A 20302-nucleotide genomic window follows, 5' to 3' on the forward strand; every position below is an offset into this window, starting at 1 on the left:
GAATCAAACAAAGATCTCTATATGCCTACACAGACACTGCTTGCCCAATTTCTGAATATCCACTTCGGTGCGCTGACGACATCGTTTCTGCGTGCGCTGCACATTCAGCCGACGTATCCGCAGGCTCCGATTACGGACGCGTTTGCGATGGAGCTGCTGGTATTTGCGTTCCTGATTGCTTACTTTCTGGTGGTTCGGTTCACGCTGAGCGTGGAGAAGCCGGCGCCGGTGCAGCATCTCGCGGAGATGACGCACGAGTTCGTGTCGGAGCAGGGTGAGTCGATCATCGGGCACGGGTACGAGCGGTTTGTGAGCTACCTGACGGCGCTGCTGCTGTTTATTCTGCTGGCGAACCTGATGGGCATCGTTCCGGGGCTGAAGTCGCCTACGGCCGAGGCCGTGGTGCCGCTCGGGTTTGCGATCGTCACGTTTTTCTACTATCACTACCATGGGATTCGGGAGAACGGCTGGGGATATATCAAGCAGTTCCTGGGACCGGTGTGGTGGTTGTACTGGCTGCTGTTTCCGATCGAGGTTATCTCGCACCTTGCGCGCGTTCTTTCGCTCACGGTTCGTCTGTATGCGAATATGTTTGCCGGTGACCTGGTGACGCTGGCGTTCTTCTCGCTGGTGCCGGTAGGAATTCCGCTGATCTTTCTGGGTCTGCACCTTGGCGTGGCTGTGGTGCAGGCGTATGTGTTCTTCCTGCTGGCGGCGATCTATCTCTCGCTGGCTACGGCGCACGATCATTAGAGTTTAGGTTTCAAGCTTCGCTGCGTTGGGGCCTCCTCTCGCAGTGTGTAACAACGCCGCATAGCGTGAGGGTGCCAGCACGGTGAGCATCAACCACCCACTGGCGGCGTATCTGACGGAGGCAGGAGTAATACTATGAAGAAGCTGCAATATCTGTTTATGTCGTTGGCCGCGCTGCTGCTTGCAACGCCGGCTTTTGCGCAGGGTGGCGAAGTTGCCAACCAGTGGGTTCCGCTTGCTGCCGGTCTGGGCATGGCGCTGGCTGCGGGTCTGTGCGGTCTGGGTCAGGGTAAGGCGACGGCTTCGGCGACCGAGGCTCTGGCGCGTAACCCGGGTGCTCGTCCTGGAATCTTTATCTTCCTGATTCTCGGTCTGGCGTTTATCGAGTCGCTTGCGCTGTTCACGTTCGTCATTATCTTCCTGAAGGTTAAGTAAGCTCAGGGAGTTTGGATTGAAGGGAAGGCCTCCGCTTTTGCGGGGGCTTTTTCTTTTGGGGAAAGATATGTTCTGCCGGACGGGCCCACTGCTCGTGGGGAGGTCACTTCGTGACTTGTATACGCCTTCGGGTGGGCCTCCCGTTGGTCGGCGCGATGATGATTCCGACCAACGGGAGGACTGATGTCGTCTGCGCGGGCGTGACAGGTATACACGTCACGATGTGACGTCCCGCTGAGTAAGCGGCCCGTCCGGCAGGACATCATCTTTATCTGTCGTCGAAGTTGAGCTGCAAATGGCAGTTGTCGGGGCTGGCAGCGCACTGCTGGCGGCCCTGCTCGATGAGCGTGGAGTGGCTGGCGAACTCGGCGAAGGAGACCGCTCCGTTGGGCAGGATGCCGAGTGCAAGCGTGGCCACTGCGGCCAAGGCCAGGCCTACTGCGGCGGAGACGCTGATGGGGCGAAGCTGGTTGAGACGGGCGGAGGCCTCGGTGCCGGGTTTGGTGTAGACGGCGGCGAGCAGGCGCAGGTAGTAGAAGCAGGCGATGCCGCTGTTGAGAAGGCCGATGACAGCGAGCCAGATGTTGCCTCCGTGGATGGCGGCGGTGAAGACGTAGAACTTGCCAAAGAAGCCGCCGGTGAAGGGGATGCCGATGAGCGAGAGCAGGAAGAAGCCGAGGAGCGCGGCGAGGAAGGGACGCTTCTGGCCGAGGCCGGTGTAGTCGTCGATGGTGCGGGCGCGCTCTTCGTAGCCGGAGATCTGGGTGATGACGGCGAAGGCGCCGACGTTCATGGCGGCGTAGGTGGCGGTGTAGAAGCAGGCGGCGGCGATGCCGTCGAAGGGGAAGGCCGTGAAGGCGACGAGCAGGTAGCCTGCGTGGGCGATGCTGGAGTAGGCGAGCATGCGTTTGACATCGCGCTGCTGCAGGGCGCCGAGGTTGCCGATGGTCATCGAGAGGGCAGCGAGTACCCACATCAGGACAGACCAGCGATGCTGGTAGATGGGGAAGCCGGTGAAGGTGATGCGAAGCAGGACGGCGAAGGCTGCGGCCTTGGGTGCGGTGGACATGAGGCCGACGACGGGAGCGGGTGCGCCCTGGTAGACGTCGGGCGTCCAGACGTGGAAGGGAGCGGCGGAGACCTTGAAGCCGAGGCCGATGAGGATGAGGGCCAGCGCGGTGAAGGCGAGGTAGGGTGTGGCGGTGGTTTGGAGGCCGTGGGCGATGGCGTAGATGTTGGTGGAGCCTGTGGCTCCGAAGGCGAGGGCGACGCCATAGAGGAAGAAGGCGGTGGCGAAGGAGCCGAGCAGGAAGTACTTGATGGAGGACTCGGAGCCGGTGGCCTGGCCCTTGCGGAAGCCGCACATGATGTAGGTGGAGATGGACGAGATCTCGAGGCCGATGAAGACCATGAGGAGCTCGACGGAGCAGGTCATGAGCATCATGCCGACGGAGCCGAAGCAGAGGAGAGCGTAGTACTCGCCCGCGTGGGTGGCGTGGCCCTGGAAGTAGTCGAGCGAGCCGAGGAGGGTGACGAGGACGACGGCGCCGATGATGAAGTGAAAGAGGACCGAGAAGGCGTCGACCTGGATGGTGCCGGAGAAGGCGTGGATGGTGCCGAACTGGATCTGGTACCAGCTGGAGGCGAGGGCAGCGACGGTGCCGGCGATGGCGATCCAGCCGAGGGGCTTACGGCTGGTGGCGGGCGCGAGGCACGGTTCGGCCATCATGACGAGGATGCCGGTGAGGGTGAGGATGAGTTCGGGAAGGATGGCCAGGATATTGGGGGACATTACTTCGTGGCCTCCTGGGCGGCTGGAATGGGCAGATGCATGTCAGTGTTGGTCGAGAGGGCTGGCTGTTCGGTGGATTGAATCTGAGCCGGTTCCTGCGCGAGGTCGGAGCCGGCGGTGTCGATGGCGCGCATCCAGAGCGGAGAGGCTACGCCCATGGCGAGCATGACGGCGACCAGGGGCCAGAGGGCGATGTGTTCGCGGGCGTCGAGGTCGGACGCTGGGGTGTCGGCGGTGTTGAAGTTGAGGTCGCCGTAGAAGACGCGCTGGATCATCCAGAGCATGTAGGAGGCGGTGAGGATGACGCCGGTGGTGGCGAGGACGGTCCAGCCGGTGTGGTTGTGGACGGTGGACTGCATGGAGCCGGTGAGAACGAGGAACTCGCCGACGAAGCCGTTGAGCATGGGTAGGCCGACAACCGACAGGGTGGTGATGACGAAGAGGGTGACCATCCAGGGGAGCTTCGCGGCGAGGCCGCCGTAGTCGCGCATGTCGTAGGTGCCGTAGCGCTCGTAGAGGATGCCGAGGAGCATGAAGAGTGCGCCGCCGCCGATGCCTTCGTTGAGGGTGGCGTAGATGCCGCCGTCCATGCCGGCGATGGTGAAGGTGAAGATGCCGAGGACGACGACGCTGACGTGGCCGAGGGTTCCGTAAGCGGCTAGCTGCTTGAGGTCCTTCTGGACGAGAGCGATGAGCGCTCCGTAGACGATGCCGATGGCTCCGAGGGCGATCATCAGAGGAGCGATGTGGCGGGACTGTTCGGGAAAGATGCTGAAGGAGAAGCGCAGGATGGAGTAGAGGCCGAGTTTTCCGGCGAGTACCATGACGGCTGCGGTGGGAGCTTCGGCGATGGCGTCGGAGAGCCAGCCGTGCAGAGGGAAGACGGGGACTTTGACGGCGAATGCGAAGAGGAAGGCGAGCGAGGCCAGCCAGAGGGCGGCGTTGTTGCCGGAGATGTTGTGCGCGGCGGCGAGCTGGGTGAGTTCAGGCAGCTGGAAGGTGCCGGTGCGGGAGTAGATCCAGAGCATGCCGACGAGCAGGATGGCCGAGGGGATGAAGGTGTAGAGGAAGTACTTGATGGCGGCGCGGCGGCGGTTGGCGGTGCGGCCGAAGGTGGCGATGAGCAGCGTCATCGGGACGAGGGAGAGCTCCCAGAAGGCGTAGTAGAGGAAGAGATCGAGCGAGACGAAGATGCCGAGCATCGCGACCTGCTGGAGCAGGAAGAGGATGTAGAAGAGTTTCTTGCGCTCGGAGATGGCGTTCCATGAGATGAGGACGCCGAGCGGTGCGAGGAAGCCGGTGAGCACGACGAGCCACATGGAGAGGCCGTCGACGCCGAGGTGGAAGCGGATGGCGGGGGAGCTGATCCACTCGTGGTTCTGGACGAACTGGAAGCTGCCGGCGCCCTCGAGGTTTGCCGCGGCGCTGTAGTCGTAGTGCGAGGGGAGGTGCAGGGTTGCGACGAAGGTGAGGAGGGTGACGGCGAGTGCGCCCCACTGCATCATCTTGCCGCGGTCGGGCAGAAGGGCGAGCAGGACCGCTCCCGCGAGGGGGAGGAAGGTGATGATGGTCAGGATGTTGTGGTCTATGTTCATCGCGAGTTCATCGATTCCTTTGGTGGTGCTGGTGCGGTGGTGCGAGTACAGAAGCAGATCCCTACGGGATGACAAATAAAAGAACAGACAACGGTTAGAGCAAAAGCTTTAGTGCAGCCAGATGGAACGGCCGAAGATCATGACGAGCAGAACGGCGGCTGCTCCGAGGGCGAGCCAGCCGGCGTAGGAGCGAATGTTTCCGGACTGAACGCGGCGTACGAGTGAGCCGAGGCCGCGGGTGGTTGCGCCTGCGGCTGCGGCGGATCCGTTGACGAGACCGCCGTCGATGAGACCGCCGAGGAAGAGGCGGGAGAACATGAGCAGAGGGCTGATGATGACCGCGCTGTAGACCTCGTCGATGTAGAACTTGTTCTGGACGAGGTTGTAGAGGGCGGGTGCGCGCCGGGCGAGGGCTGCGGCGGTGCCGGGCTTCTTGTAGTAGAAGACGAAGGCAAAGAGGAAGCCGATGGCTACGACGAGAACCGAGACGGTCGCAAGGCCGAGTTCGAGGCCATGGCTGGCAGTGGTGGTTGCGGCTTCGACAGCGTTGGGGTTGGCGAAGACGGGTTCGAGGAAGTGCTCGATCTCGTTGTGGCCACCCATGCTTGCTGGGACGCCGACCCAGCCGCCGACGACCGAGAGGATGGCGAGGATGACGAGGGGGAAGAGCATGATCCACGGGGATTCGTGGACGCCGTGGGTATGGGCAGCCTGGCCGGAGTCGTGCTCGGCCTCCATGACGGCGTGGGTGCCGGAGTGGGCGTGGACGGGGGCTCCGTGGGTCTCGATCGGGGCGTGCTCGTCGAAGTGCTCCGGGCCGAAGAAGGTCTTGAACCAGAGGCGGAACATGTAGAACGAGGTCATGCCGGCGGTGATGAGGCCGATGAGCCAGACGAGTTTGCCGAGGGGGTTGGGAGAGGCGAAGGCCTGGTAGAGGATCTCGTCCTTGGAGAAGAAGCCTGCGAAGGGAGGGATGCCAGCAATGGCGAAGACGCCCATCGTCATGGTCCAGAAGGTGACGGGGATGCGCTTGCGGAGGCCGCCCATCTTGCGCATGTCCTGCTCGCCGGAGAGCGCGTGAATGACGGAGCCGGCGGCGAGAAAGAGGAGCGCCTTGAAGAAGGCGTGAGTGAGGAGGTGGAAGATGCCGGCGGTGTAGGCTCCGACTCCGCAGGCGAGGAACATGTAACCGAGCTGCGACACCGTCGAATAAGCGAGGACGCGTTTGATGTCGTGTTGCACCATGCCGATGCAGGCGGCGAAGATGGCGGTGGCGGCTCCGATGGCGGCGATGACGGTGAGGGCGTAGGGGCTGCGGTCGAAGAGGACGTGGCAGCGGGCGACCATGTAGATACCGGCCGTTACCATGGTGGCCGCGTGGATGAGGGCGGAGACGGGGGTGGGGCCTTCCATGGCGTCGGGGAGCCAGACGTAGAGGGGGATCTGGGCAGACTTGCCGGTGGCTCCAAGGACGAGCAGGAGGGCGATGGCGGTGAGGACGCCGCCGTGCCACTCGGGATTGACGTTGATGGCGTTGAAGACGTGGCCGAATTCGAGCGAACCGAAGTGCTGGACGATGAGGAACATCGCGAGCAGGAAGCCGAAGTCGCCGATGCGGTTGACGATGAAGGCTTTTTTGCCGGCGTTGGCGGCGGAGTCCTTCTTGAAGTAGAAGCCCACGAGCAGGTAGGAGGCGAGACCGACACCCTCCCAGCCGACGAAGAGCAGAAGGAAGCTCGACGAGAGGACGAGGATGGACATGAAGAACATGAAGAGGTTGAGGTAGGCGAAGAAGCGCCAGTATCCCTCTTCGTGCGCCATGTAGCCGGCGGAGTAGAGGTGGATGAGGAAGCCTACGCCGGTGACGACGCCAAGCATGAGGAGGGTGAGGTGGTCGACGGTGAAGGCGAAGTCGATCTGTAGGCCGGTGATGGCGATCCAGGGCTGGCTGACGAGTTCGATGGCGTCCGGCGCGCCTGCGGCCTTCATGGTGATCCAGAGCCAGGCGACGAGGATGGCCGGGATCGCGGTGGCGATGAGGGCGATGGCGGTGACGAGGGTGCGGGGCAGCTTGCGGCCGACGGTTCCGTTGATGAGGAAGCCGGCGAAGGGAAGCAGCGGGATGAGCCAGAGATATTCGGAAGGCATAGAGGTCACGATTTCATCAGGTCGATCTGATCGACGTTGAGGGTCTGGCGCGTGCGGAAGATGGCGATGATGATGGCGAGGCCGACGGCGGCTTCCGCTGCGGCGACGACCATGACGAAGAAGACGAAGATCTGGCCGGAGACCTGGTGCCACATGTGGCTGAAGGCGACGAAGGTGAGGTTGACGGCGTTGAGCATCAGCTCGATCGACATGAAGACGGTGATGAGGTTGCGCTTGATGAGGAAGGCCGCGACGCCGATGGAGAAGAGGACGGCGGCGAGGATAAGGTAAGCGGCGATGGGGACCTGCGCGGCTGCGAATGAGTTCATGGCGTCTACTGCTCCTTCCGGGCGAGCACGACGGCTCCGAGGATGGCGACCAGGATGAGGACGGAGGTGACTTCGAAGGGGAGCAGGAGCTTGGTGAAGAGGACGGTGCTGATCTCGGAGATGTTGCTTGTGAGGTGGTTGAGATAGCCGCCGATGTTGGTGGTGCCGAGGGCGCGGCGCTCGGACAGGAAGACGAAGCTGAGCAGGCAGAAGATGGCCGCAGCGCCGGGGAAGCCGACGAGATAGGCTGCGCGGCTGCCGGTGGTGCGCTCCTCTTCGCCTGCGTTGAGCAGCATGATGACGAAGACGAAGAAGACCATGATGGCGCCGGAGTATACGATGACCTGTGCGGCGGCGAGGAACTCTGCCCCAAGCGACCAGTAGAGGACGGCGAGCGACATCATGACGACGACCAGCGAGAGCGCGCTGTTGATAGGATGGCGCTGCAGCAGGAGGTTGAGTGCACCTGCGACGGCCAGCACACCGAAGATGATAAAGAGTGCCAGTTGCATGAGGTTCCGCGATTCCTTGTTTGAAGCTCTTGAATCGGTTACGACGCTTGAACGTGAGCAGAGGCTTCTAGGGCTTATCTGCTGATTGTAAAACAGCTTGCTGTCTTGAGCGGAGTTAGCCGCGCAGGGCGATGATAAGGCTGGTGACGATGATGTTGAGCATGGCGAGCGGCAGGAGGAACTTCCAGCCGAAGCTCATGAGTTGGTCGTAGCGGAAGCGGGGCAGCGTGCCGCGCACCCAGATGAAGAGCAGAAGGAAGCCGAGGACCTTGAGGACGAACCAGAGGATGGGGAAGATGGCGGTCAGGATCGGGCCGCCGAAGTCCGCTGGGAGGAGATGACCGAGGGGGCTGGAGGCGCCGCCGAAGAAGAGCAGGGAGGCGACGCAGCTGACGGTGATCATGTTGGCGTACTCGGCCATGAAGAACATGGCGAACTTCATGGAGGAGTACTCGGTGTGGTAGCCGGCGACGAGCTCGGACTCGGCCTCGGGGAGGTCGAAGGGGGCGCGGTTGGTCTCGGCGTAGGCGGCCATGATGTAGATGAAGAAGCCGACGAACTGGAAGCCGCCGAAGAAGTTCCAGCTGAGCAGGCCGTGAGCGCCTTGGCTGTTGACGATGTCGCGCAGGCTGAGGGACTGGGCGCGGAGGACGACCCCGACCAGCGACAGGCCGAGAGCGAGTTCGTAGCTGATCATCTGCGAGGTGGCGCGAAGGCTGCCGAGCAGGGCGAACTTGTTGTTTGAAGCCCAGCCGGAGAGCGCGATGCCGTAGACGCCGATGGAGGTGATGCCGAGGATGACGAGAAGGCCGATGTTGAGGTCGGCGATGTTGAACATCTCGACGCCCTTGATGGTCTGCATGCCGCCGAAGGGAACGACCGCGATAGAGATAAGCGCGCAGGTGAGCGCGATGATGGGGGCGAGGAGAAAGAGTGGCCGTTCTGCGGCGATGGGCATGAGGTCTTCTTTGAGGAAGAGCTTGATGCCGTCGGCGAGCGGCTGCATCAGTCCGAAGGGGCCGGTGCGGGAGGGTCCCCAGCGGTTCTGGATGCGGCCCAGGACCTTGCGCTCGAGCAGCACCGTGTAGGCGACCGACGTCAGGGTGATGACGAGGACGACCACGACCTTGAGGATGCTGAGCAGAAGGAACGTCTGAAACGGTGTGAGATGGATCATGATCGGCTTTCAGCCCTGAGGTTCGAGCTTTGAGATTTTCGGTTCACTGCGGACTCCGTGAAACTAAAGCTGAGACTTAGTCGGCTGCGGTCTGAATCTGGGTGAGTCCGGTGGGTGGACGAAGGCTCTCGTTGTGCTGCAGGTCGGAGAGCATGGCGGAGTAGCGGCCGAGGGTTCCGGAGGTAAAGAGCGAGTCATTGGCCGGAAGGACGAGGTCGCGACGGTTTGCTATCTGGACGAGGTTGCCGGCGGCGGGTTCGAGGTGCTGGTCGTTGCCGGAGAGAAGCTGGAGGCGCATCAGGTTGTAGCCGGGGACGAGGCGCTGGATCTCGTCCAGGATGGCGAACGGATCAAACGGGCTGAGCTTCGGTTCGAGGTGGTTCGCCGTCAACCATACCGCATGGCGGTCGGCCTCGCCGGACTGTGCGCCGCGGGACTGGCCCATATCGGCGCGTGTGCCCTTGCCGAAAGGAACCAGCGCTTGCATGTTCGCGCCCATCTTGTCGGCGATGCGGACGATCATCTCGAAGTCGGTGCGGACACCGGCGCGGTCGCCTGCCTTGCTGACGAGTTGGAGGTCGCCGTAGCTGTTGGTGACGGAGCCTGACTTTTCGTACAGGTTTGCGGCGGGCAGGACGACGTCGGCGATGGCTGCGGTCTCGGTGAGGAACATGTCTTGAACCACGACGAATGTATTGGCCAGGGAAGAGGGATCGACACCGTAGCGGGAGATTGGGTTTGCGCCGACGACGTAGAGGGCAGAGAGCTCACCCTTGCCTGCGGCTTCGAAGATCTCAAGCATGTCGAGTCCGGGTGCGCTCGGGGTGTTGTACTCGGCGAAGGTGGTGTTGCCCGCCAACGGAGTGTAGCCGGGGAGCAGGTCGGGCAGAAGGCCCATGTCGGCGGCGCCGCGCGAGTTGACGTAGTCGGAGAGGAGAGCGAACTTGCGGTTCGGCATGGTGGTACCGAAGGCGAGGAGGCGCTTGAGGTCGGCACCGCGAATCTCGGAGCCGATGAGGACGAGGAGCGACTCTTCGGCGCGGACGGCGTCGCGGAAGCTGTGGAACGAGGCAGCATCGGCTCCGGCGTGGGTGAGGGAGTCGGTGGCGCTGTCGTCCCCGGCGATGAAGCTGGCGAGCGCGCCGTAGCTGAAGGGCGCGATGTGTGCGAAGGCCTTGGCCTGGCGACGAAGCTTGATCTCGGACGAGTTGGCGATGTAGAGGCGTGCGCGCTTGTTGCGAACGTTGGTGCGGATGTTCCACGCGGTGCCGGGGGCCTGGATGGTGGGGTCGCCGCCGAGGATCATGATGGCCGGAGCGGTGAGGGTGTCGTTCAGGCTGGCGGTGAGGCCGGCCTTGCCTGCGAGGCCCTGCGCGAAGGCGACGTAGTCCGCAGTGCGGTGGTGGTCGATGTTGTTGGTGCCGAGAACGGTGCGGGCGAACTTCTGCAGGAGGTAAGACTCCTCGTTGGTGGTGCGGTTGGAGCCGATGACGCCGATGGACTTACCGCCGCGGGTGTCGCGCAGCTCGCGGAACTTCTTGCCTACGAGGTCGAGCGCAGCCTCCCAGCTAACGGGCTTGAGTTCACCGTTGGGCTGGCGTACGAGCGGCTGGGTGAGGCGGGTCTCGTTGTTGGCGAAGTCGAAGGCGTAGCGGCCCTTATTGCAGAGGAAGTCGCCGTTGATGCCGGACTTGTCGCGATTGTCGCCGCGAACGATCTCGCTGCCGTCGGAGGTGCTGCGGACGCCTAGGGTGGTCTTGCATCCGTCGCCGCAGTGGGTGCAGATGGTGGAGACGTGATTCATCTCCCAGGGGCGGGTCTTGTAACGATAGGTGCCGGAGGTGAGAGCGCCTACGGGGCAGGCGTCGATGCACATGCCGCACTGCTCACAGTCGACGTGGGCGAGGTCATCGGGGGACATCTGCGCGGGGACGTTGGGGGCGACGACCGACGAGCTGCCGCGGTTCTGGATGCCGAGTGCGAAGACGTCCATGCCTTCGCCGCACATGCTGATGCAGCGGTAGCAGAGGATGCAGCGCGGACGGTCATAGTAGACGACAGGGGACCACTTCTGCTCTTCGCGGTGGTGCTTGGGTTCGGCGTAGAAGCTGGTGGCCGCGCCGTACTTGAAGGTCATATCCTGCAACTCGCACTCGCCACCGGCGTCGCAGACGGGGCAGTCGAGCGGGTGGTTGCCGAGCAGCAGTTGGAGCGTGGCCTTGCGGGCCTGGGCGATCTCGGGCGTCTCGGTCTGGACGACCATGCCCTCGGCGACCGGGGTGGTGCATGCGGTCTGGAGCTTCGGCATCTTCTCGATGCGGACGACACACATGCGGCAGGCCGCTTTGAGCGAGATGCCGGGGTAGTAGCAGAAGGCAGGGACTTCAATGCCGGCGGACTTGCAGGCCTCGAGGAGGAGGGTGCCCGCGGGTGCGGTGAGTTGCTTGCCGTCTACGGTAAAGGTTACGTCAGCCATTTAGTGTCCTGCTCCAACGAGTTGTTCGACGGTGATGATGGGAGTTCCGGCCTTGTGGCCATCGATGTAGTCTTCGAACTCTTTGCGGAATTTTTTGACGAAGCCGAGCGTGGGCATCGCAGCCGCGTCGCCGAGCGGGCAGAAGGTGCGGCCCATCATGTTGTCGGCGAGATACTGGATGTTGTCCACGTCTTTCCTGGTGCCTCCGCCGTTGTAGACGCGGGTCATGGTCTTCTTGATCCAGTCCGTGCCCTCGCGGCAGGGGATGCACCAGCCGCAGGACTCGTGCTGGTAGAAGGCGATGGTGCGCAGGGCGAACTCGACGATGGAGACGGTCTCATCCAGCACGACGATGCCGCCAGAGCCGAGCATGGTTCCGGCCTTGCCCATCTGGTCGAAGTCGAGGCCTACATCGATCTCGTCGGCAGTGAGGACCGGGCAGGATGCGCCGCCGGGCACGACAGCCTTGAGTTTCTTGCCGTCTTTGATACCGCCAGCGACGTCGTAGATGGCCTTGCGCAGCGAGTAGCCCATAGGCAGCTCGTAGACGCCGGGGCGCTCGACGTGGCCGCTGATGCCGAAGAGGCGTGTGCCGCCGTTGCGTTCGGTGCCGAGCTTGGCGTAGTCCTCGCCTCCCATCAACAGAATGTGCGGGGCGTTGGCGATGGTCTCGGCGTTGTTGATGACGGTGGGTCCGCCGTAGAGGCCGACGACGGCAGGAAAGGGCGGCTTGATGCGGGGGACGCCGCGCTTGCCTTCGAGCGACTCCATGAGGGCGGACTCTTCGCCGACCTCGTAGGCTCCTGCGCCGGTCTGGGTGATGACGTCGAAGTCGACGCCCGAGCCGAAGATATTCTTGCCGAGGAAGCCCTTCGCGTAGGCGTCAGCGACGGCCTTTTCGACGATCTTGAGGAGGTAGCGATACTCGCCGCGGAGATAGATGAAGCCGAGCTTGGAGCCGATGGCGAGGCCGGCGATCATGGTGCCTTCGATGACGGCGTGCGGATCGTGCAGGAAGATGACGTGGTCCTTACAGGTGCCGGGCTCGGACTCGTCGCCGTTGACCAGAACGTACTTCGGCTTCTCGGACTGCTTGGGAACGAAGCTCCACTTCATGCCAGTGGGGAAGCCAGCGCCGCCGCGTCCGCGCAGGCCCGAGGCCTTCATGGTGTTGATGATCCAGTTGGACATCTCCGGACCCTGGGCGATGGCCTGCTGCACGGCCTTGTAGCCGTCGAGTTCGATGTACTTATCGATATTGGCCGCGCCCATGCCGAAGCGGCGGGAGACGACCTTGACTTCATCGGGATGGCTGACGAGTGTAGGCATTATTTTTCGTCCTTTCCCTGGCCGTCGCGGTAGATCTGGAACAGAACGTCGACCTTTTCGGGGGTCAGATCGTCGTGGAAATCGTAGTTGATCTGGATGGCCGGAGCCCAGCAGCATGCGCCGATGCACTCAACCTCTTCGAGCGAGAAGACGCCGTCCGGCGTGACGCCCTTGTGCCCGATGCCGAGCTTCGCCTTGCAGTGGTCGAGGATCTCGTAACCGCCGCGCAGCATGCAGGAGATGTTGGTGCAGACCTGCACGTTGTACTTGCCCGCGGGCTTGGTGCGCAGCATGGAGTAGTACGAGAGCACGTTGCGTACGTCTAACTCCAGCAGGCCGATGCGCTCGGCGATCTCGGCGACAACGGCGTCCGAGACGTAACCGATCTCGTCCTGCGCGTAGAGCAGCATGGGCACGAGCGCCGACCGCTTGAGCGGGTAGATGGTGACGAGGTGGTCGAAGCGTGCGGCCGTCTCGGGCGAAAAGATCGTGTTGGCGACTGTGCTCATTCAGCTGAATCCTTGGCGGCAGGATGAAACAGATTCCTCCGCTGCGCTACGGAATGACTAAAAAGACTACTCACTGTGCATCATCTCCCGCGCCAGCCGTTCGGCGGCAAGGTCCATCTCTTCGGTGATGGAATTCAGTTTAACAGTTCCGTCTTCCTGAAGGCTGAAGCCGGTCTTGGTGCCGTTACTCTCTTCCACTGCGTCGTGCGTGAAGCGAAGCCAACGGCTGGCTACGCGTAGTGTAATTTCATCTGCTCCAACTTCAACGACTGCATGATGCCGGCTGTTAAGTCCGTGGGCGGCTGCGTACGAGCGAAGCAGGGAAGCCCAGGAAGTCCAAAGTTCGGTGTGAAGCTGTTTGTCCAACTTTGATCACTTGACCTTTTGAATCCATGTGCGTGAGGAAAGTGAGACTGCAGTGCTTGCGAGGATCGTTGCCATTGCTACAGCGCCAAAGTGTTGTCCCATAAGACTGTGTCTTGCAAATGCCGCGATCAACAACACGGGAACTATGACAAGGAGGCCCAGAGTCAGCTTTATCGTCTGCTGCTTTGCGGTTAACGATTCGAACGAAGCTGTCATCGGTCGATCTCTCCCAAAACAATATCAATGCTGCCAATCACTGCGACGACGTCGGCGAGCAATCTGCCTTTGCACATGGTCTCGAGCGCCTGCAGTGTTGCAAATCCCGGGTTGCGCATGTGGACGCGGTAAGGCTTGGCGGTGCCGTCGGAGACGACGTAGTAGTTCATCATGCCGTGTGGTGCTTCGACCGAGCTGCACACCTCGCCGGCTGGTACGCCGAAGCCTTCGGTGACGATCTTGAAGTGATGGATGAGCGACTCCATCTGGGTCTTCATCTCTTCGCGGTTCGGCAGGATGATCTTCGGCGCATCGGCGGTGATTCGGCCCTCGGGCAAGCCGTCGAGTGCCTGCAGGCAGATCTTGACCGACTCGCGGAACTCCTGCATGCGAACGATGTAGCGCGCCCAGACGTCGCCGATGGTCGAAGTGGGGACGTTGAACTGGAACTTCTCGTAGCCGGAGTAGGGCATGTCGCGGCGGACGTCGAAGTCGACGCCAGAGGCACGCAGCGGAGGCCCGGTCACGCCCAGCGCGATCGCATCTTCGGGCGAGAGGTAGCCTACGCCCTTCAGCCGGTTCATCCAGATGGGGTTGGTCTGGAGCAGGCCTTCGTACTCGTCGATGTGCGCGGGGAACTCTTTGAGGAAGGTGCGGATGGTCGCGTACAGATCGCGCGGCGGTTCCAGGCTCAGCCCGCCGACGCGGACGTAGCTGGTCATCATGCGCTGGCCGGAGACGGCTTCAAAGATGCGGAGGAGCTGTTCGCGCTCGCGGAAGCAGTAGAGGAAGACGGTGAGCGCGCCGATGTCCATGGCGTGGGTGCCGAGCCAGACCAGGTGCGATTGGATGCGGGTGAGTTCGTTGAAGAGGACGCGGAGGTACTGCGCGCGCTCCGGAATCTCTAGACCAAGCAACTTCTCCACCGCCAGGCAGTAGGCGAGGTTGTTGGTCATGGGACAGAGATAGTCGATGCGGTCGGTGAGCGGTACGACCTGCTGGTAGAACTTGGCCTCGCAGGTCTTCTCGATGCCGGTGTGCAGGTAGCCGATGTCGGGTGCGAGGCCGACGATGGTCTCGCCGTCTACCTCGATGACGAGGCGCAGGACGCCATGGGTTGAGGGATGCTGCGGACCCATGTTGATGATCATTGTCTGATCGCGCGGCGGCTCGTTCTGCCGGTTCTGGGCGGAGTTCGCGATTACATCATCAATGCCGGGGTCGATGGCCGCACGGCCGGTAAGCTCTGTAACGGTGGAAGCCATTAGCGGTAACCCTCCACGGGGTAGTCCTTGCGCAGGGGATGCCCCTTCCAGTCTGCGGGCATCATGATGCGCGTTAGGTTGGGATGGCCGCCGAAGTGGATGCCGAAGAGGTCGAAGATCTCGCGTTCGTAGAAGTTTGCTGAGGGCCAGACGTCGGTGATGCTGTCCAGCGAGGCGCTCTCGCTGTCGAGACGAACGACCAGGCGCACGCGCTGCTTCATCGCGAACGAGAGGATGTGATACGTGACCTGAAAGCGCGGCTCGGAGGGGTACCAGTCGACTGCGGTCGCGTCTTCAAAGAAGACATAGCCGGCCTGCTGGATGGCCCGGCAGGCGGCGACGATGTTCTCGCGGGCGACCGTAATCGTCAGCTCGGCGCGGTCGTACTTTGCGTCAGTGGCGAGATCGGCGAGTGCCTTGACGGCGGCGTTCTCAGGGTGCGCCTCGAAGACGGCCTGCTTGCCCTTGAGGGCGGAGGATGGCTCGTACATTAGAGGTCTCCTTTATCGTTCGCCCAGTTCAGAATACCTTTCTTCCAGACGTAGAAGAGGCCGACGCCAACGAAGCCCAGGTACACCAGCATCTCGTAGAAGCCGAACATGCGTGAGCCGGTGATGGCGGGCAGGCGGCGAAAGATGACGGCCCACGGAAGCATGAAGACGGCTTCCACGTCGAACAGAATGAAGAGCATGGCGACCATGTAGAAGCGGACGGTGAAGCGGCCGCGAGCGTCGCCGATCACATCCATGCCGCACTCGTAGGCGCTGGCCTTGGTACGTGAATTTTTGTGTTTTCCGATGAGGAAGGAGGCCCCCACCATACCGCAGGCGAGTCCGAGGGCGACCAGGACCTGAAGCACGAGTGGAAGGTAGTTCCAAATGTATGGGTAACTGTGCATGGCCATCTTCGACTCTAAGATTGTGTCTGGCAAGTGTCAAGCAAATGGCCGCCGGTTGTGACGCCTATCGAAGGAATGCTGTGTATATGTCGATAAGGCGGTTACCGAACAGAGCGGCGATGAGTCCGCCGATGGCGAGAAAGCTGCCGAAGGGGAGCTTGGAGGCCGCTCCGGCCCTGCCGCGAACCAGCAAAAAGACGCCGTAGAGGCTGGCGGCTAAGGCTCCGACGAAGAGCGAGAGGACGGACGGCCAGAAGCCGAGGAATGCCGCGATCATGGCGAGCAGTTTCACGTCGCCCAGGCCCATGCCTTCGCGGTGGCGCAGTGCCTTATAGGTCCAGCGGATGAGTAGAAGCAGAAGGGCGGCTCCGCAGACGGCGGCAACGCGGCTGAAGATCAGATTCTCGGGGCCGGTGAGGAAGAGGTTGCCGTGGTCGGTGACGCCGCCGGGACTGGTAAGGTGCAGGCTGTGCTTGGTGAGGTGGATCTCGTCCTCGTCGGGGCCGAGAAAGATGGCTTGGGCGCAGATGAGGAAGAGCGCGATGGCGATGCCGCCGAGGGTGAAGGCGTCGGGAAGGCGCATGGTCTGCCAGTCCATGACCATGAGACCGATCAGAAGGAAGCCGAGGATGGCGAGGCCGAGGGCGGAGAGAAAGTAGATCGCGATGTGGCTTGCCGTGGGGGCGGGCAGGGACGTGACCACAATGGTAGGGCCGAACGTTGGAGGGAATTGGGCCGCGTTCCAGAACAGTGTTGTGGCGTAGGCGAACCAGAGTCCGACGGCGAGCTCCACGGCGGGGTACTGCCACGAGATGGCGGTGTGGCAGTCGCGGCAGTGGCGTCTCAGCAGCAGCCAGCTCAGGAGCGGAACGTTGTCGTACCAGCGGATGGGGGTGCCGCACTGCGGGCAGCGGGAGCGGGGGCGAACGATGGACTCGCCTCTGGGTAGCCGGGCGATGCATACGTTAAGGAAGCTGCCGAAGAGGAGGCCGAAGAAAAAAACGGCGAATTGGACGATGCCGGGGGTGCCCACGTTGAAAGTATACGGTCTGCGCGGCCAAGCCCGCTGTGCGGCCTAAAGCTGGAAGTCCGAGGATAAGTTATCTCGATGGAAGACTTTGCGCAAAAAAGTCCAGGTGTGTGTCTGGTCTAGAAGTCGACGTGCATGCGGACGGATTCGAAGAGAACGGGGCCGCGATCCTGGTTGTAGCCGGGATGATCAATGAACTGCAGGTCGAGCGCGTAGTAGATTCCGCGCCAGGTGTGCACGTTGTAATAGCTCTCGATGATGTCCTCGCGAGCGTAGTTCAGGGTTCCGTCACCGAGCAGGAAGCCCTTTCCGCCAAGTTTCAGATACTCCTGATGGTCGCCCTTGATGGCGTTGGTGACAAAGCTGAGACCGATCTTATCGTTAGGGCGCGTCCAGGCACGGCCGGAGTAGTCGCCGCCGAACGCCATGGTTTGATCGACCTCGGTGTAGGCGAAGGACTCGTGCTGTCCTTCGTTCCAGCCGAGGCGGGTGAAGACGCGCAGGTTGGAGGTGATCTCCTGTTCGGCGTTGAAGGCGAAGCCGTACTTCACTGCGCTGAACTTCTCGTGCAGGGTGATCTCCGGCTTTGGGTCTTCGCCCGCGAGATAGGCGTTGATGGCGTCGCGATAGAGTCCCATGTGGGCGTGGTTGACGTAGCTGAGAACGCGGATGGTCCCCTTGCGATCGGCTGGAAGAAGCTTGCCGAGGAGCGATTTGCGCAGCTCAAACTCCATGTTCTGGCCGCTGGCACGGCGCAGGTCCCAGTCGAGGTCGATGCCGTTGGCGACGGTGGGCATCGTTGCAATGCCGTAGCGTGCAGTCCAGTCTTTATCGTAGTACTCGGCGACGACGCCGTAGGTGTAGCCGCGGGTGTCGGCTGCGTAGTCCCACGCGCCGTTATTGTCGACGGTCCAGTTCATAAACTGAAGATGGCTGTCGGTGCCGATGTTGTTGATGTCGAAGAAGTCGGGCATGCCCATCTTGCCGACGTGGAGCTCCAGCCGGCGCTCAGGCACCTTAGTGGCGAGCGAAAACGGGGTTCTCTCGGCATCGACCATGGTGTTGCTGAAGCCGATGGTCTGATGAAGCTGCACCTGGGCGACGTACGGCGTGGAACCGAGATTGGGATTGCGCACGACGTCCAGATTTGGGGCACCGGCGAGACCGAGCGCCTCGCTGTCGCCGCGTCCTCCCGCGGATTCAAGATCGAAGATGCCGTCGAGGTTGTACTTCGGATTGTTGATGATCTGAGCGCCCAGGTAGAGCGTTCCAAGCAGGGAGGTTTTGTACTCGCCGCGGCTTAGGAGACTGTTGGAGTCCTCATAGGGGGAGTGGAACGGACCGTGCGCCTGGAAGATGATGTTTGCCTGTCCGGCGATAAAGTAACGCGTCTGATCTGAGTGGGGAAACATCGTCAACATTGCGTCATCGGTCTTGGCTGCGGGAACGGGAGCGTCGGGACGGTCGGCAGCGGCGAAGTCGAAGCCTGCCACAGCCTGCTGTGCGACTGCGGGCCTGAGAGCAATCATCATCAACACGCATGCGCCGAGGCTGCGCCGATTCTGTATGAGTTTTCGTATCATCGAACTGTAATATTCAGGCCTGAAGGTTAATGAGGAGCAAACAATCAGGTGAAGGCAGCCTTTCTCAGTCTGATCCAGAAGATACAGATTTTAAACACAGTGTTTTGCCGTGGGCTCCCGGACAGAAATAGGATACCCCCATAGGGTATTAAGGACAATGAAAAATGTCACATACGAAGCGTGAACAGGTTAAGCTCCTGAATCGGGTGAAGCGGATTCGCGGCCAGATGGACAGTGTGGAGCGCGCACTTGCGTCGGAGGAGCAGGAATGTGCCGATGTGCTTATGTTGTTGGCAGCGGTACGGGGTGGAATCAATGGCTTGATGGCAGAGGTTCTTGAGGATCACATTCGGTTGCACCTGCTGCAGGACGGCCACGCTCCGTTGACGCCAGAGCTTGGGGAAGATCTGATCGATCTTGTGCGCGCATACCTGAAATAGCAGACGTCGGCTACGATTACTTCGATTTTGCGCCGACTACGACCAACCCAAGGCCTGCGATGAGCGCGACTGTGCTGAGGATGGGAGACAGGGGAAGAGTGTCCTGCGTTTTGTGAGAGATCTGGACTGGGCCCGCGTCCACCACTTTCTTTTCATGCGTGAAGGTGAGGCCTCCGGTGGCGTAACCGATAATCCCAAGGATGATGAGCAAGATTCCGACGATGGTAGCTGGCTTCATGAGTGGCAGCTTTCTATTCAATTTTCTAGCGGGCGACTTGCGGTGTGATGCGGGTATCGGGATGGCTGGATGTACGGGAGTGCCGCAGCGGCTGCACTTGCTTGCAAGTGGCGTGTGGAGTAATCTGCTTTTACACGGGAAAGGAGGATGGTCCAGCCTATGAAAATTGACAGTAATAGTTGCACAACAGTACGTGAGGTGACTGAGGCTTAGAGCGTCCATAGCTCTAGTCCTGGCGGTCTTTAGTAGTTAGAAAAGTCCAAGCCGAGGCCAAGTCCGAGTATGGACGCCTCAGGTCAATCTCAACAGTTCACCGCCAGACGGCTCGCTGCTCTTTTTAGAGTGCGAGCCGTTTGCGTCTTCGGTGCATCTTAACGGTATGCAACGGGTAGGATATTAACCATGAATCCTCTGGTCATCGCTGGAAGAGCTTTTCAATCGCGGCTGATTGTTGGTACAGGCAAGTACAAGGACGGCGCGGAGACCCAGGCTGCGATCGAAGCCTCGGGTGCGGAGATGGTGACGGTTGCGGTGCGCCGGGTCAATCTGGACCGGACGAGCGAGTCACTGCTGGACTTTATCGATCCGCGACGGTATTTTCTGCTGCCGAACACGGCTGGATGTTATACCGCCGATGAGGCGATTCGCGCGGCTCGGCTGGGTCGCGAGGTTGGCCTGTCGGAGTGGGTGAAGATCGAGGTAATCGGCGATCAGCAGACGCTGTATCCGGATATTCAGGCGACGCTTGAGGCAACTCGCGTACTGGTGAAGGAAGGGTTTACGGTGCTGCCGTATACGTCGGACGATATCGTCTTCGCGAAGCGGCTGATCGATGCCGGTGCGGCTGCTGTGATGCCTCTTGGCGCGCCGATTGGGAGTGGATTGGGTCTGCAGAATACTGCGAATCTGCGGATTCTTAGGGAGCTAATCACCGAGGTTCCGCTGATTGTGGATGCGGGTGTCGGAACTGCCTCTGATGCGGCAGTCGCGATGGAGCTTGGCTTCGACGCGGTGCTGATGAATACGGCGATTGCTTCTGCCAAAGACCCGCTGTTGATGGCGGAGGCGATGCAGCATGCAGTTCTGGCGGGGCGACAGGCTTTTCTGGCAGGCAGAATGCCACGGAAGCTTTATGCGACGGCCAGCTCACCGCTTGAGGGTATTTCCCGCTGAGGCGTTTTGTTGTCGGTCGGTGGCAGACTCAATCTCGA

20 protein-coding genes are annotated in these 20302 nt (G+C 61.5%); 4 read left to right on the top strand and 16 right to left on the bottom strand.

What is annotated here, in order from left to right:
* The first annotated feature begins 21 nt into the window (after window positions 1-21).
* Entirely contained in the window at window positions 22-753 is a 732-nt protein-coding gene (gene atpB, locus GSQ82_RS18830) for a F0F1 ATP synthase subunit A (RefSeq protein WP_158793847.1), read from the top strand.
* 135 nt (window positions 754-888) lie between these two features.
* On the top strand, window positions 889-1188 hold the full coding sequence (locus tag GSQ82_RS18835) for an ATP synthase F0 subunit C (protein WP_158793848.1): 300 nt from the start codon (window positions 889-891) through the stop codon (window positions 1186-1188).
* Between the two features lie 268 nt (window positions 1189-1456).
* Here GSQ82_RS18835 and GSQ82_RS18840 read toward each other — a convergent pair whose 3' ends face one another.
* From GSQ82_RS18840 to GSQ82_RS18910, 15 genes are all read right to left on the bottom strand, one after another.
* Window positions 1457-2980 carry an NADH-quinone oxidoreductase subunit N gene (locus GSQ82_RS18840; RefSeq protein ID WP_158793849.1) on the bottom strand — a complete coding sequence of 508 codons (1524 nt, stop codon included), beginning with the start codon at window positions 2978-2980 and terminating at the stop codon, window positions 1457-1459.
* Entirely contained in the window at window positions 2980-4575 is a 1596-nt protein-coding gene (locus GSQ82_RS18845) for a NuoM family protein (RefSeq protein ID WP_158793850.1), read from the bottom strand. Before GSQ82_RS18845 ends, GSQ82_RS18840 begins: the two co-directional genes overlap by 1 nt.
* 108 nt (window positions 4576-4683) lie before the next feature.
* The gene (gene nuoL, locus GSQ82_RS18850) at window positions 4684-6723 is read right to left on the bottom strand and encodes an NADH-quinone oxidoreductase subunit L (RefSeq protein ID WP_158793851.1); all 2040 of its coding nucleotides are present in this window, start codon (window positions 6721-6723) and stop codon (window positions 4684-4686) included.
* 5 nt (window positions 6724-6728) lie between these two features.
* On the bottom strand, window positions 6729-7052 hold the full coding sequence (gene nuoK / locus GSQ82_RS18855) for an NADH-quinone oxidoreductase subunit NuoK (protein ID WP_158793852.1): 324 nt from the start codon (window positions 7050-7052) through the stop codon (window positions 6729-6731).
* Between the two features lie 5 nt (window positions 7053-7057).
* On the bottom strand, window positions 7058-7564 hold the full coding sequence (locus tag GSQ82_RS18860) for an NADH-quinone oxidoreductase subunit J (RefSeq protein WP_158793853.1): 507 nt from the start codon (window positions 7562-7564) through the stop codon (window positions 7058-7060).
* Window positions 7565-7679: 115 nt separating this feature from the next.
* Complete coding sequence (nuoH, locus tag GSQ82_RS18865; RefSeq protein WP_158793854.1) at window positions 7680-8741, bottom strand: NADH-quinone oxidoreductase subunit NuoH; 1062 nt, start codon at window positions 8739-8741, stop codon at window positions 7680-7682.
* Window positions 8742-8817: 76 nt separating this feature from the next.
* On the bottom strand, window positions 8818-11217 hold the full coding sequence (locus GSQ82_RS18870) for a molybdopterin-dependent oxidoreductase (protein WP_158793855.1): 2400 nt from the start codon (window positions 11215-11217) through the stop codon (window positions 8818-8820).
* Window positions 11218-12546, bottom strand: coding sequence for an NADH-quinone oxidoreductase subunit NuoF (gene nuoF / locus GSQ82_RS18875; protein ID WP_158793856.1), 1329 nt, complete (start codon window positions 12544-12546; stop codon window positions 11218-11220).
* Window positions 12546-13055: an NAD(P)H-dependent oxidoreductase subunit E gene (gene nuoE / locus GSQ82_RS18880; RefSeq protein WP_158793857.1), complete on the bottom strand. Its 510-nt coding sequence runs from the start codon at window positions 13053-13055 to the stop codon at window positions 12546-12548. The genes nuoF and nuoE overlap by 1 nt, the downstream gene beginning before the upstream one ends.
* Window positions 13056-13121: 66 nt before the next feature.
* Window positions 13122-13421 (bottom strand): transcriptional regulator, encoded by a 300-nt coding sequence (locus tag GSQ82_RS18885; RefSeq protein WP_158793858.1) that lies wholly within the window; start codon window positions 13419-13421, stop codon window positions 13122-13124.
* A gap of 212 nt (window positions 13422-13633) precedes the next feature.
* Entirely contained in the window at window positions 13634-14902 is a 1269-nt protein-coding gene (gene nuoD, locus GSQ82_RS18890) for an NADH dehydrogenase (quinone) subunit D (protein WP_158793859.1), read from the bottom strand.
* On the bottom strand, window positions 14902-15393 hold the full coding sequence (locus GSQ82_RS18895; protein WP_158793860.1) for an NADH-quinone oxidoreductase subunit C: 492 nt from the start codon (window positions 15391-15393) through the stop codon (window positions 14902-14904). Before GSQ82_RS18895 ends, nuoD begins: the two co-directional genes overlap by 1 nt.
* On the bottom strand, window positions 15393-15800 hold the full coding sequence (locus GSQ82_RS18900; protein WP_158793861.1) for an NADH-quinone oxidoreductase subunit A: 408 nt from the start codon (window positions 15798-15800) through the stop codon (window positions 15393-15395). The genes GSQ82_RS18895 and GSQ82_RS18900 overlap by 1 nt, the downstream gene beginning before the upstream one ends.
* A gap of 64 nt (window positions 15801-15864) precedes the next feature.
* A complete protein-coding gene (locus GSQ82_RS18905; protein WP_254061777.1) occupies window positions 15865-16833 on the bottom strand; it encodes an A24 family peptidase in 969 nt (322 codons plus the stop codon).
* A 116-nt stretch (window positions 16834-16949) separates the two neighbouring features.
* Complete coding sequence (locus GSQ82_RS18910) at window positions 16950-18362, bottom strand: carbohydrate porin (protein ID WP_158793862.1); 1413 nt, start codon at window positions 18360-18362, stop codon at window positions 16950-16952.
* Between the two features lie 215 nt (window positions 18363-18577).
* Between GSQ82_RS18910 and GSQ82_RS18915 the strand changes: the two genes are divergently transcribed.
* A complete protein-coding gene (locus GSQ82_RS18915) occupies window positions 18578-18853 on the top strand; it encodes a metal/formaldehyde-sensitive transcriptional repressor (RefSeq protein WP_158793863.1) in 276 nt (91 codons plus the stop codon).
* Between the two features lie 16 nt (window positions 18854-18869).
* Here the strand turns inward: GSQ82_RS18915 and GSQ82_RS18920 are convergent, their stop codons facing one another.
* Window positions 18870-19091 carry a DUF3185 domain-containing protein gene (locus GSQ82_RS18920; protein WP_158793864.1) on the bottom strand — a complete coding sequence of 74 codons (222 nt, stop codon included), beginning with the start codon at window positions 19089-19091 and terminating at the stop codon, window positions 18870-18872.
* A gap of 402 nt (window positions 19092-19493) precedes the next feature.
* Here GSQ82_RS18920 and GSQ82_RS18925 point away from each other — a divergent pair, with 402 nt between their 5' ends.
* A complete protein-coding gene (locus GSQ82_RS18925; protein ID WP_158793865.1) occupies window positions 19494-20264 on the top strand; it encodes a thiazole synthase in 771 nt (256 codons plus the stop codon).
* The last annotated feature ends 38 nt before the right edge of the window (window positions 20265-20302 follow it).

Source organism: Granulicella sp. L60, from assembly GCF_009765825.1.
GTDB lineage: Bacteria > Acidobacteriota > Terriglobia > Terriglobales > Acidobacteriaceae > Edaphobacter.

Coding starts and splice junctions, on each gene's coding strand:
- GSQ82_RS18915 (WP_158793863.1), top strand. CDS start 18,578: ATGTCACATACGAAGCGTGAACAGGTTAAGCTCCTGAATCGGGTGAAG.
- GSQ82_RS18870 (WP_158793855.1), bottom strand. CDS start 11,217: ATGGCTGACGTAACCTTTACCGTAGACGGCAAGCAACTCACCGCACCC.
- GSQ82_RS18860 (WP_158793853.1), bottom strand. CDS start 7,564: ATGCAACTGGCACTCTTTATCATCTTCGGTGTGCTGGCCGTCGCAGGT.
- nuoL (WP_158793851.1), bottom strand. CDS start 6,723: ATGCCTTCCGAATATCTCTGGCTCATCCCGCTGCTTCCCTTCGCCGGC.
- GSQ82_RS18845 (WP_158793850.1), bottom strand. CDS start 4,575: ATGAACATAGACCACAACATCCTGACCATCATCACCTTCCTCCCCCTC.
- GSQ82_RS18835 (WP_158793848.1), top strand. CDS start 889: ATGAAGAAGCTGCAATATCTGTTTATGTCGTTGGCCGCGCTGCTGCTT.
- nuoK (WP_158793852.1), bottom strand. CDS start 7,052: ATGAACTCATTCGCAGCCGCGCAGGTCCCCATCGCCGCTTACCTTATC.
- GSQ82_RS18925 (WP_158793865.1), top strand. CDS start 19,494: ATGAATCCTCTGGTCATCGCTGGAAGAGCTTTTCAATCGCGGCTGATT.
- nuoD (WP_158793859.1), bottom strand. CDS start 14,902: ATGGCTTCCACCGTTACAGAGCTTACCGGCCGTGCGGCCATCGACCCC.
- atpB (WP_158793847.1), top strand. CDS start 22: ATGCCTACACAGACACTGCTTGCCCAATTTCTGAATATCCACTTCGGT.
- nuoE (WP_158793857.1), bottom strand. CDS start 13,055: ATGAGCACAGTCGCCAACACGATCTTTTCGCCCGAGACGGCCGCACGC.
- GSQ82_RS18895 (WP_158793860.1), bottom strand. CDS start 15,393: ATGTACGAGCCATCCTCCGCCCTCAAGGGCAAGCAGGCCGTCTTCGAG.
- nuoH (WP_158793854.1), bottom strand. CDS start 8,741: ATGATCCATCTCACACCGTTTCAGACGTTCCTTCTGCTCAGCATCCTC.
- GSQ82_RS18920 (WP_158793864.1), bottom strand. CDS start 19,091: ATGAAGCCAGCTACCATCGTCGGAATCTTGCTCATCATCCTTGGGATT.
- GSQ82_RS18900 (WP_158793861.1), bottom strand. CDS start 15,800: ATGCACAGTTACCCATACATTTGGAACTACCTTCCACTCGTGCTTCAG.
- GSQ82_RS18910 (WP_158793862.1), bottom strand. CDS start 18,362: ATGATGATTGCTCTCAGGCCCGCAGTCGCACAGCAGGCTGTGGCAGGC.
- nuoF (WP_158793856.1), bottom strand. CDS start 12,546: ATGCCTACACTCGTCAGCCATCCCGATGAAGTCAAGGTCGTCTCCCGC.
- GSQ82_RS18840 (WP_158793849.1), bottom strand. CDS start 2,980: ATGTCCCCCAATATCCTGGCCATCCTTCCCGAACTCATCCTCACCCTC.